At 61.1% G+C, this 10,197-nt stretch carries 11 protein-coding genes; 5 read left to right on the top strand and 6 right to left on the bottom strand.

The window, feature by feature from the left end:
* Positions 1-187 precede the first annotated feature (187 nt).
* Complete coding sequence (locus AC0QTX_RS26510; RefSeq protein WP_474606785.1) at positions 188-1,486, top strand: PDDEXK nuclease domain-containing protein; 1,299 nt, start codon at positions 188-190, stop codon at positions 1,484-1,486.
* Between the two features lie 187 nt (positions 1,487-1,673).
* Here AC0QTX_RS26510 and AC0QTX_RS26505 read toward each other — a convergent pair whose 3' ends face one another.
* Positions 1,674-2,258, bottom strand: coding sequence for a hypothetical protein (locus AC0QTX_RS26505; protein ID WP_474606784.1), 585 nt, complete (start codon positions 2,256-2,258; stop codon positions 1,674-1,676).
* 250 nt (positions 2,259-2,508) lie between these two features.
* Here AC0QTX_RS26505 and rnhA point away from each other — a divergent pair, with 250 nt between their 5' ends.
* Entirely contained in the window at positions 2,509-2,991 is a 483-nt protein-coding gene (rnhA, locus tag AC0QTX_RS26500; RefSeq protein ID WP_474606783.1) for a ribonuclease HI, read from the top strand.
* 1,028 nt (positions 2,992-4,019) lie between these two features.
* Entirely contained in the window at positions 4,020-4,634 is a 615-nt protein-coding gene (locus AC0QTX_RS26495; RefSeq protein ID WP_474606782.1) for a peptidoglycan-binding protein, read from the top strand.
* Positions 4,635-4,782: 148 nt separating this feature from the next.
* On the opposite strand, the gene AC0QTX_RS26490 is transcribed toward AC0QTX_RS26495, so the two are convergent.
* On the bottom strand, positions 4,783-5,751 hold the full coding sequence (locus AC0QTX_RS26490) for an IS5 family transposase (RefSeq protein WP_474606781.1): 969 nt from the start codon (positions 5,749-5,751) through the stop codon (positions 4,783-4,785).
* Positions 5,752-5,785: 34 nt separating this feature from the next.
* Complete coding sequence (locus tag AC0QTX_RS26485; RefSeq protein ID WP_474606780.1) at positions 5,786-6,004, bottom strand: DUF1194 domain-containing protein; 219 nt, start codon at positions 6,002-6,004, stop codon at positions 5,786-5,788.
* Positions 6,005-6,098: 94 nt separating this feature from the next.
* Here AC0QTX_RS26485 and AC0QTX_RS26480 point away from each other — a divergent pair, with 94 nt between their 5' ends.
* A complete protein-coding gene (locus AC0QTX_RS26480; RefSeq protein WP_474606779.1) occupies positions 6,099-6,344 on the top strand; it encodes a hypothetical protein in 246 nt (81 codons plus the stop codon).
* Here AC0QTX_RS26480 and AC0QTX_RS26475 read toward each other — a convergent pair.
* Genes AC0QTX_RS26475 through AC0QTX_RS26465 form a run of 3 tightly spaced genes read right to left on the bottom strand, consistent with a single transcriptional unit; the run spans position 6,341 to position 8,431 of the window.
* Positions 6,341-7,150, bottom strand: a complete 810-nt coding sequence (locus AC0QTX_RS26475) for a DUF1194 domain-containing protein (protein ID WP_474606778.1) — start codon at positions 7,148-7,150, stop codon at positions 6,341-6,343. The genes AC0QTX_RS26480 and AC0QTX_RS26475 overlap by 4 nt on opposite strands.
* A gap of 36 nt (positions 7,151-7,186) precedes the next feature.
* Positions 7,187-8,179: a magnesium transporter CorA family protein gene (locus AC0QTX_RS26470; protein ID WP_474606777.1), complete on the bottom strand. Its 993-nt coding sequence runs from the start codon at positions 8,177-8,179 to the stop codon at positions 7,187-7,189.
* A gap of 24 nt (positions 8,180-8,203) precedes the next feature.
* The gene (locus AC0QTX_RS26465; protein ID WP_474606776.1) at positions 8,204-8,431 is read right to left on the bottom strand and encodes a hypothetical protein; all 228 of its coding nucleotides are present in this window, start codon (positions 8,429-8,431) and stop codon (positions 8,204-8,206) included.
* Between the two features lie 704 nt (positions 8,432-9,135).
* Here AC0QTX_RS26465 and AC0QTX_RS26460 point away from each other — a divergent pair.
* The gene (locus tag AC0QTX_RS26460) at positions 9,136-9,999 is read left to right on the top strand and encodes a GNAT family N-acetyltransferase (protein WP_474606775.1); all 864 of its coding nucleotides are present in this window, start codon (positions 9,136-9,138) and stop codon (positions 9,997-9,999) included.
* The last annotated feature ends 198 nt before the right edge of the window (positions 10,000-10,197 follow it).

Here is a 10,197-nt window from a genome sequence, read left to right as displayed (position 1 = left end):
AGCCGCTGATTGGTGCGCATGAGATCCTCCTGTGAGAGGATCCTGCCACGGCACCGGTTACAGACTTCTTGTCAAAACGTTTATTATGCGAAAAGTTATCTTGTTTACATTCAGCTTGGATTAAAGGCTAAAAAAGTAACAGCTCTCGGCTACAGCGATTCTCATTATCTCCTGCTAAAGTCATGCCATGGTGCGTATACCTCCCACACCGGACCTCAACGGATACACAGCACTTCTGAGTGAGCTGAAGGAGCGCATTCGTGCCGCCCGCCTTCGCGCTGCTGTCGCGGTCAACCAGGAGCTGATCCTTCTCTACTGGAGCATCGGCAGTGACATCCTTGTCCGGCAGGCGACAGAAGGCTGGGGCGCTCGCGTGATTGATCGGCTCGGCGAAGATCTGCGGCGGGCATTCCCGGAGATGACTGGCCTCTCAGGGCGAAACCTCAAATACATGCGGGCGTTCGCCGAGGCCTATCCCGATCGGGAGATCGTGCAACAGGTTGTTGCACGATTGCCGTGGGGCCACAATGTTCGCTTGGTCGAGGTCGTGAAGGATCAGGCAGAGCGTCTCTGGTATGCCCGTCAGGCCATCGAGCATGGCTGGAGCCGCAACATCCTGGTCCACCAGATCGAGAGTGGTCTGTACCATCGCCAGGGCAAAGCTATCACCAACTTCGAGTGGACCCTGCCCGCTCCCCAGTCAGAGCTTGCCAGAGAGCTGGTCAAGGATCCCTACAGCTTCGACTTCTTGGCACTCGGTCCAGACATGTCCGAGCGGGAACTTGAGCGCAACCTCCTGGACCATCTCCGATCGCTCATCCTTGAACTGGGCAAAGGCTTTGCGTTCGTCGGCAGCCAATATCCGCTCGAGGTGGGTGGCCAGGACTACTACCTCGATCTGCTTTTCTACCATCTGCGCCTGCGCTGCTTTGTTGTTCTCGAACTCAAGATTGAGGAGTTCAAGCCGGAGTTCGCCGGGAAGATGAACTTTTACCTCTCAGCCGTCGACGATCAGCTTCGTCATGAAACTGACGGGCCGAGCATTGGGATCATCCTCTGCAAGGGAAAGAATGCGGTGGTGGTGGAGTATGCCTTGCGCGACTCCGCTAAACCTATGGGTGTCGCTGAGTATCGGCTCTCCCCCTCGCTTCCGAGTCAGCTGCAAGGCAACCTGCCGACTGCCGAGGAGTTGGCCCGCGAATTCCCCTTGATGTCGGCTGTGAAGCTCCGGATTGAGATCGAGCGCGAGTTGCGCTTGCTGTTGCAAGCACGCGGCCGAGGCATTGGTAGCATAGGAATTGGTCCTATGCTCCAGGAGGTTGAGCGGGATGGAATCACTCTGGAAGGCGTGGGTGAGTTTGAGGTCGCACTGCAGGCGATGAACCAAGCCTCACACGGCCTCGACGTTGATCCAGACGCAGCAGAGCAAGCCATAGAGATTGGCACGCGGCTCTTGGAGACATTGAAGCGCTTGAATAGCCACTGACCACTCGGCGGAGAAACTCGATCGTTGAAGATCAACCTGGACCGATGGCCCAGCTAAAGCTGCCCTGCGAGCGCTTGTTGTGCAAATGTATTCTCGCCCACGGACATGCAGTCCAGCCGGATGGACTGCTGTTCACCCTCTCATCTTCAAAGCAACCCCGGAAGCTCCTCCTCTCAACGATTCATCGTCATCGGATGGTCGCTGTCTTCCTGACCACTGGAATGCGAATAGCTGGGTATCCCCGGCTTGGGTGGTAGTCCAAGCCTATGAGTGCATCTGTGATCAGTTCGCACTCGAATACAACACCATCAAGGAAGTCCGTTAGCTCCTCGTTTCCTAAATGCATCTCTCCCGTCCAGAAGATGAGGAAGTACCGCTGCCAAGGACCGTCTTTCAAATCCGTCGGCTGGTCTTTCTTCGCAATCTCCTCTCGGAGTTGCTTAAGGAATTCCTCTCGAGTCCACTCATGATAGTAGCGATGCCGGCTATCGGTCTTGTGGGCCTTGATGGACTTCTCCAGCGTCCGCCTGTGAACGAACTCAGTCAGTTCGATCCCACAACGAACACCATCGATCTCCACCTCACAGTCAGGTGGGTCTCTCCCCTCACCCCTGTGGTGTAGATGTGTGAACTGAAGGCCGACTGCCTCCAAGACAGTCCTTGCATCATTCTGTTCGTCCAAGTTGCGGTACTCGCGCGTGGTCGAACAACCCCCCTGAACGGGCCGGAGTTGTGCGATGAGCTTGCGAAGTTCCTTCCTCTGGTCGTCCATCACGTCCCCTCAGGCAACCCTTTACATCTGACGATACCACGCAAGACTGTAACTCGCTAAAAACAGTCTTCCTGCCCCACCTCACGATAGCTGCGTGAGGCTCCTCCCGACAGGCTTTGTCGTTTGGCGAAATCGCTCCTGTGGATTGCTGGCATCCGGTCAGGGGATCTTAAACCCTCCCCTGCTCTATGCCATTCCAGTTTGCTCACTGGGGCAATCCATTTCCTAACGAACCTATCGAGAAACCTATATGACCAACCAAGCCATTATCTTCACCGACGGCGCATGCCTGGGAAACCCTGGCCCAGGCGGATACGCTGCCGTGATCACCATTGCAGGTGAAGAGCAGATTATCCTTGGCCGAGATCGATCCACGACGAACAACAAGATGGAAATGACAGCCGCCATTAAGGCTCTTGAAGCTGTCCCCAAGGATCTCCCCATGGTGATCCACAGCGACAGCCAGTACGTGATCAAGGGCGCGACCGAATGGCTCCGGGGCTGGAAGGCCAAAGGCTGGCGTAAGGCAGACGGCAAGCCGGTCATGAATCAGGATCTATGGATGCAGATGGATGCCCTGATGGTCGGTCGTCAGATCACCTGGAAGTGGGTGAAGGGTCATGCCGGCCATCCCGAGAACGAACGTGTGGATCGCCTCGCCAATTGGGAAGCCGTGAGGGCCGCGGCAGGAGGTGGAACCGACGTGAAGAGCGCTGACGCGGCGATAGCCTGATAGCGGCTCCTGAGGTGATCATCTCCATCCACGGGCTCATCTCCCTAACCTGTGATGATAGCTGAGCCGTTCAGATACGGTTCAAGGCTTCCTCCCGAAACTCCCTGTGAGGCTGGACGATGCCTGTCGGCGTCGCCAGCGTACACAGGGAGGCTCCGATGTTGAGCTGGTCCAAACGAGTCGGTCCTATAGTCACCTTGACTGCCGTCACCATATTGCTCGGCGGGTGCGTGACCGGCACCGAGGTTTCCTACAGCGAGTATCAGTATGACCGCTATGGCGGGACTGAGCGCACCTATGAGCGTAACCTCTATGCCGATCCGTCCCGTGGCATCGAGAGCGAGAGGTGCCGAACCGTTGTAAGACGGCGCATCAACCGCTTTGGGGAAGAGCTTGTCAGACGGGAGCGCGTTTGTAGCCCTACAGATGAGATAGAAAACGCTGAACCTTGGACCGGCCGGGCGCCTCGCCGGAGCGTCTATTCTGGCCCTCTCGAGCCGCCGGAGGATGTTCCATACGCCGAATGATTGAGGATGACCCCTCAATGAAACCTAGTCAGACCACTCAAGATAGTTCCTAGGAACTGAATATTAACCTTGGCAGTTGCAAATCAGACTCGCTGGGCACGTTGCGTATCAGCCCGAGGTGGTGCGCTCAGGCACCACAGCGCCCTCGCCGAGGATAGCCCCTCCTCAGCGGGGGTGCTTCTCTGTGTGGAGGAGTTCTCGCATCTAAACGACGTCCTATGGGTATCCACCCAACTGCCGTCAGGATGTCATGACCCTAGCTTACTGTCCCATGGGATCATCGGCCTCACAGAACAGCACATCGCGATACAAGCCGCTGCAGCGCATCCTCCAGCAAGCAGTCTGCCAATGGTCACTGATCGCTCGAATTGACGATCGATTAACCATGCGAGCCCAAGGAATTCGCGTGGGCCCAATTGCGCCACAAGCTCGACCCAATGCGGAGCTGATGTGAGCACCCGACGCTCTCAGACATTCAGCTAACGATCCGCGAGTAAGCCCATGAGCCATGTGAATCACCAAGTCAGGCTGCAGCTCGGCGCAACAGGTAAAGGCCTCCTGGCGGCGACGGCGATCGGCTGGGGCCTGTTCGTGTACTCCGTCCTATCTACAGGACTTGAGGAGCACACGCTCCAACGTGAGAATCAGCAGCTTCGACAGCAGATTGAGAGTGTCACCGCAGAGCGCAATCAGTTGGCGAAAGCCAATGATCAAAAGATTGTGGCCGGCCAAGATCTGAATACTATGCTGGCGCGGATCGAAGCAGCAACCGAAGAACTCCAGCAGTTGGATTCCCTCCGGGCGAGTGTTAGTCAGGCGGTTGAGCAAACCCGCCTTCAGTTCACCGGGCCGTCAGATCAGCCTGTAACCATGGTGGAAAGTCCTGCGGTCAGCACGACGTCCGCTGTTGGTCTTTCCAAGCAGGAGATCCGCACGGCACAGGAATCGCTTGTCGATTTCGGGTATGGAAAACTGAAAGCTGATGGGGCATTAGGCCCCTCTACCCGCAAAGCCGTTGAAGCCTTTGAGCGAGCCAAAGGCCTTCCGGTTACGGGTAAGCTTGGAACTGCAACCCTTCAGGCTTTGAGAACTCACACGGCCTCGGTGACACAATAGCTGTGGCGCTACGCAAACCCTTCAAGGACGCCTCTCCGCCGCTACTTTGACCTTCAAGCGTTTCTACAACAGGGAGGTTCGACCCCGAGCGAAGGACGTTGGTGCATAATTGAGAGGTGGGCCGAGTTCATGCCCTGGCTGCAGGGATTCAGACGATGCGCTGGGACACCGGCATGCCAAGGCGGGTCATGACGTTGATGACCTTGCAGCCGGCCGCGGCTTCGGCCTTTTGCATAGACAGAGTCCGAGCATGGAGGCGGCGACCAATCAGGGTTTTGTAGCGCATCATCGCCACCTCGCCCAATGACCGACGACCGTAGTTGACCGCCTTCTGCCAGCCGAGACGCCCGCGCGCCTGGATCATCTGGAGGTGCCCGTCTCGCTGGGTGGGCGCCGTCTCGGCCGAGTTGCTCGGCACTGCCGTTGATCGCGGTGGGATGATCACAGCCGCAGCAGGATCCCGCTCGGCGATGGTACGGTAGACCGGCTCGCCATCATATGCGCCATCAGCCGTGGCCGAAGCGATCGGGCCTGAGATCTGATCAAGCAGCGGTCCGACCTGTGAGGCATCACCGTCTTCGGTGGTCGTCAGCTCCGAGGCGAGGATCTCACCGGTATCGGGATCGACGGCGAGGTGTAACTTGCGCCACGTCCGATACCCTTGGCCGCCATGCTTCTCATGCTGCCATTCGCCAGCGCCGAACATCTTCAGACCGGTCGAGTCGATCACCACGTTCACCGGCCCGCTTCCTGCGCTTAAAGCCTTGGCAACGATCAGGTCGGCACTGCGGCGCGAGAAAGTGGTGTGGTCGGGAACCGGAAGGTCCAGAGAGAGCAGACGCAGGATCGAAGCCAGCATGCCTTCGGTCTGACGCCACGGCCGGCCAAACGCCAGCCGCAGCATCAAGCCCGTCTCGATCGCAATCGCGGAGTATTGCTGCGGTCGGCCACGACAGCCGCTGTGGGGTGGCTTCCACGCGGCCATCGCCGCAGGTGTGACCCACACAGTCAAGTCCCCACGCCGACGCAGCGCCGCCTCATACTCCCGCCAGTTCTGCACGCGGTAGCGGGCCTTTGGAATCTTGTGGCGGCGCTTTTCATTAACCTTGTAGGGCATGCGGCTCTCAGCTTCGGCGGATCGCCTCTATACCTTACCCCTGACTTGGCACGACATCCCGGACCGATTTACGCACCAACGTCTCGACGAACCCCTCCCGCTGGAGTTCCTGCTCGTCCGGCTCCATCGACAGCGAGACGTCGACCGGCAGCACCAGCGCCAGATCGACCTCAGCATGAGCGCTCCAGGTCCCCGACATCACCATTCCGGCGGCCAGCAGCAGGGGAACAAGGGTGCGTGCGATGCCGATCATCCTAAGCTCCCGTTCAGGAGAAAACCGCTAGGATTGGAGCTAGGGCAGACCACGCACGGGACGACCCTTGGTTCATCCGCAGGCGGGAGGCGGTATGGCAACAAGACGGCTGCATCTGATGGCATGGCAGCGACGCCGGGACCTGATCCGGCAGGCCCATCGGCAGGAAGACGTTGCCCGACATTTGATGCATCTGGCCGATGCTCTCGACTCGGCAGGCCGCTCCCACCCCGCGATGCGCATGTTCAGCCTGGGCCTGCGGTTCCGGGTTCGGGGGATTTGCCTCCTCGCCCAGGCCAGTGCCCTGGGCTGGCCCATCAAGACAGCCAGCAGCCCCTAGTTGCCGAACCGGTCTCTCCACCTCGCCTCGCCGGCAAAGCAGTCCGCCCGCCGGATCGCATTATCTTGCGCGGGCCTGATCAACGATCCTGTGGGCGGCCACACGCCGGAGACCTCCAGCAGGATCTTGGCCTTGATCGCCTCCCGGAACTGCGACTTATCGCGTGCGGGCACTATGAACGCGCCCTGGCCGCCGATGACGCAGTCGCGGAAGTAGATGTCGAGGTCCGGATCATCGAGTGAACTCGGCTGTTTCAGCATGATCGGCAGGCCATTGATCGTAATGCCGCGGGCAACGGCCTCATCGCGCGCCTGAGGAGCTGGTCGGCCTTGGTTGTTCACACCGTCGCCTGAGACGTCGATCGCCTTTCGGGCGGCCTCCAGCCCGCTGTCCTCGAACAGGTTCGCGGCCGCATCGATGGCTCCCGAGACCGAGGTACGCTGCGCCCGGCGCAACGGAGTCGAGGCGATCCTGCTGGCAAAGGCCATCAGGCTCTCGGCGTTGTCGAGGACCGTCCAGGGAATGATCACCTTCTGGTCCGCCGAGCCTGCCCATTCCATGTAGGTGACGCCGATGCGGCCCAGCATGCCATCGCGGATCGCGTCGTGGACGAGCGGCGAGCGGAAGGCCTCAGCAAAGCCCTCCCGCTGCAACTCCTGCTCGTCCGTGTCCATCGAGTAGGAGATGTCCACCGCAATGACGAGGGCGAGATCGACCTCGGACTGGGCCTTGGAGGGTAGGGTTAGGATCAGGGATGCGGCCCAGGTGAGGGCGACCAGCAGCAGCGCGCGCACGGGGTGGAGCATGGCAACCCTCCTGGCGATCAGCCGGAGGGACAGGGGCTAGAGCCAGCCCCTCCACTTGAACCAATGATAGGGCAGTACCGCCGAGATGACCATCAATACCAGGGCGACGACATAGCCATAGTCCCAGCGCAGTTCGGGCATGAACTCGAAGTTCATGCCGTAGATCGTGCCGACCAGGGTGGGGGGCAGGAACAGAACGGCGGCAATCGAGAACACCTTGATGATGCGGTTCTGGTCGAGGTTGATCAGCCCGAGCGTGGCGTCATGCAGGTACACGATCTCGGACGAGAGCTGCCCCTCGTAGGCCGAGAGCGAGCGCAGGTCGCGCTCGACCTGCTTCAGACGAGCCGGGCTGCCGTTAGTGAGCCACTCCTCCGCACCTTGGCGCAGGTAGGGTACGAGACGCGACAGCGACAGCAGGCTCTCGCGCAGGATCGCGACCATCATGTTCTTGCGTCCAAGCCGCTTGATCAGCACCTGGAGCTCGTCCTCGACGCGCCGGGCTTTCCGCCGCTTCAGATCGCGGTCCTCGATGAAGAGCCGGGTCGAGACTTCGTTCAGGTCGGCCGCTACCATCTCCAGCACGTCGGCGGCGCGTTCGACGATGCTCTCCAGCAGCGAGGCCAGCAGGCTGTCGCTGGTGGTGTGGGCCTCTGGTTGGCGCTGGCTCTTGGCCGCGAACGAGCGGAAGGGCAACGGATCGGCATAGCGCACCGACACCAGATGGGTCGGGGTCAGCACGAAGGTGGCCTGGGTGCGGGAAGGCCGACCCTCGGCCACGCCGTTGATGATCACGGCCGTCATGACGAGGGCGCCGTGCTCCTGATAGAGGCGGGCGGACTCCTCGATCTCGGCCATCTCCTGCCGGGTCGGCACCTGAAGACCCAGCAGCGCCTCGACCGCCTTCTCCTCCTCATGCGTGGGATCCAAGAGGTCGATCCAGAGCACATCAGCGGGAGCAGGAAGCGTCGCGCTGTCCTGCGCCAGGCGCACGAGACGGCCCTGGCGCAGGCCATGGAAGTTCATCATCGGGTCGTCCTCGGGCAGGAACGGCTAGCTGCGGGTGTGCTTCGCCGGCGGGGTGACGTGGTGGGCGAGGTTCTCCGGCTGGGACGCTGCGGCTTCAGGGCCGAAGGCGACGGCGGCGATGTGCAGGCCGATGATCGGCGCGAACACGAGCCCGAGAAGGAGGACGAGCATCAGCGTCACGCCGCGATCATCGGAGGATACGTGCTCCGTGCGCACGCCGGCGCGGAGCGGGAACAGGTTCAGGAGGGTCATGGGCTCACCTCGGTTCCGACCAGCCGTCGCAGGCCGGCGGCGGGTGAGCCGATCAAGCGATCAGGCGTGCATGCGGGCCGGCAACGGCGTGGTCAATCGACTGTGACTGTCGCTTGGCATGGGGTTCAGGGTTCCTGTGGGTCTGCGCTCTGCCGAAGCAGTCCGCGGATGGACAAGGCAGATGCGCCTGTTGCGGTTCCCGGTCAAGCCCTGATGCACATCCCTTCACCGCAGCATTCGTCCGTGACCGAGACTTGTCGGGATCGATCCGGGGAGAACCATGCTGACGCCCATCGGAAGACAGCCCGTTGAGGGATCAACCAGCACTCCGAAGACAACATGCCGTCGCGAGTTCCACCGACGACGAGTACTACCTCGGCCGCGGATGTGTCACCCAACACATCCACGCCGTTGCCCCGATGTACGGTGACGCAGGTGGAATTGAGCGGCTCGGATGTCCTTGCAGCGGCCACGTCGGAGCACGAAGCGAGGGGGTTACCATGATCCTGGGCAATTCATCAGTGTCACCCTCGGGCAGGCTCACGGCGGCGGAGTGGGCTGCCATCGTCAGTTCCCTTGCCTTCATCACGATCTGGCTCGGAATCTCGTTTGCCTGAGGGGCGTTTCTGCTGGAAGTTAGTCGGCAATGCAGCCCCGTTGCCAACACCAACGCGATGGAGGGACTGCAAGACAGGGAGGCGGCGATGATCCCAGTCATCCGCCCTGCCACACCCGCCGACGCGGAGGCTTGCGGGCGCATCATCTTCGAGGCCTTCAAAGGCATCGCGGACCAGCATGGCTTCCCGTGGGACTTCCCGTCAGCGGAGGCGGGGACGCAGCTCGCCACGACCTTCATCGCGGCCCCGTCCATCTATGGGGTAGTGGCGGAGCAGGACGGACGGGTGGTTGGCAGCAACTTCATGGCCGAAGGCGATCCGATCCGCGGCATTGGGCCGATCACCGTCGACCCGGCCGTGCAGGGCAGCGGCGTGGGGCGGCGGCTGATGGAGGGTGCCCTTGCGCGGGCGGGCGACGCCCTTGGCGTGCGCCTCGTCCAGGATGCGTTCAATACCCGTTCAATGTCGCTCTACGCCCCGCTCGGATTCGACGTCCGGGAGCCGCTCCTGCTGATGCAGGGCACGCCCCGCAGCGGGCCAGATGGGGGCTATGCTGTCCGGCCGATGACCGCCGCGGACCTGGAGGCATGTGGGGCGCTTTGCTCGGCCGTTCATAGCGTCGAGCGCACCCATGAACTCCAGGAGGCGCTTCACGTGTTCGCGCCTTTCGTGGTTGAGCGGGAGGGCCGAACTACCGGCTATCTCTCGGCGGCGGCGTTCTGGCTGATGAACCATGGCGTGGCTGAGACCGAGCTCGACATGAGGGCACTCCTGGCCGGCGCGGGCGCCTTGAGCCCGGAGCCGCTCTCGCTGCTCGTGCCGACGCGGCAGGCCAACCTGTTTCGCTGGTGCCTACACCAGGGAATGCGGGCCATCAAACCGATGACACTGATGACGATGGGCCGCTACCGGGAGCCAGAGGGCTGTTACTTCCCCTCCGTCCTCTACTGATCGCGCTCGAGATCCCTTCTGGTACCTACTGGGCCGCGACGGCACGGCTGCTTTCCGGACCGTTTTCGCGTAGCACATGGCGGCATGACCCAGGACGGCGTTGTCACATTAACTCGGGTTTGACTGCGACCAGGTAGACAGGTCGGCATGAGCAGGTCTGTCAGCTACAAACGCCACCGCTTTCCGCCAGAGATCATC

Source organism: Microvirga sp. jy35 (genome assembly GCF_056148915.1).
The sequence above is the reverse complement of the archived record's forward strand: the minus strand, read 5'-3'. Positions and strand labels throughout refer to the sequence as shown.

Bases quoted from the DNA above. Each gene is read 5' to 3' on its own strand.
- AC0QTX_RS26470 (WP_474606777.1), bottom strand. From the start codon at position 8,179: ATGATGAACTTCCATGGCCTGCGCCAGGGCCGTCTCGTGCGCCTGGCG.
- AC0QTX_RS26465 (WP_474606776.1), bottom strand. From the start codon at position 8,431: ATGACCCTCCTGAACCTGTTCCCGCTCCGCGCCGGCGTGCGCACGGAG.
- AC0QTX_RS26480 (WP_474606779.1), top strand. From the start codon at position 6,099: ATGGCAACAAGACGGCTGCATCTGATGGCATGGCAGCGACGCCGGGAC.
- AC0QTX_RS26510 (WP_474606785.1), top strand. From the start codon at position 188: ATGGTGCGTATACCTCCCACACCGGACCTCAACGGATACACAGCACTT.
- AC0QTX_RS26495 (WP_474606782.1), top strand. From the start codon at position 4,020: ATGAGCCATGTGAATCACCAAGTCAGGCTGCAGCTCGGCGCAACAGGT.
- AC0QTX_RS26460 (WP_474606775.1), top strand. From the start codon at position 9,136: ATGATCCCAGTCATCCGCCCTGCCACACCCGCCGACGCGGAGGCTTGC.
- AC0QTX_RS26490 (WP_474606781.1), bottom strand. From the start codon at position 5,751: ATGCCCTACAAGGTTAATGAAAAGCGCCGCCACAAGATTCCAAAGGCC.
- AC0QTX_RS26475 (WP_474606778.1), bottom strand. From the start codon at position 7,150: ATGCTCCACCCCGTGCGCGCGCTGCTGCTGGTCGCCCTCACCTGGGCC.
- rnhA (WP_474606783.1), top strand. From the start codon at position 2,509: ATGACCAACCAAGCCATTATCTTCACCGACGGCGCATGCCTGGGAAAC.
- AC0QTX_RS26485 (WP_474606780.1), bottom strand. From the start codon at position 6,004: ATGATCGGCATCGCACGCACCCTTGTTCCCCTGCTGCTGGCCGCCGGA.
- AC0QTX_RS26505 (WP_474606784.1), bottom strand. From the start codon at position 2,258: ATGGACGACCAGAGGAAGGAACTTCGCAAGCTCATCGCACAACTCCGG.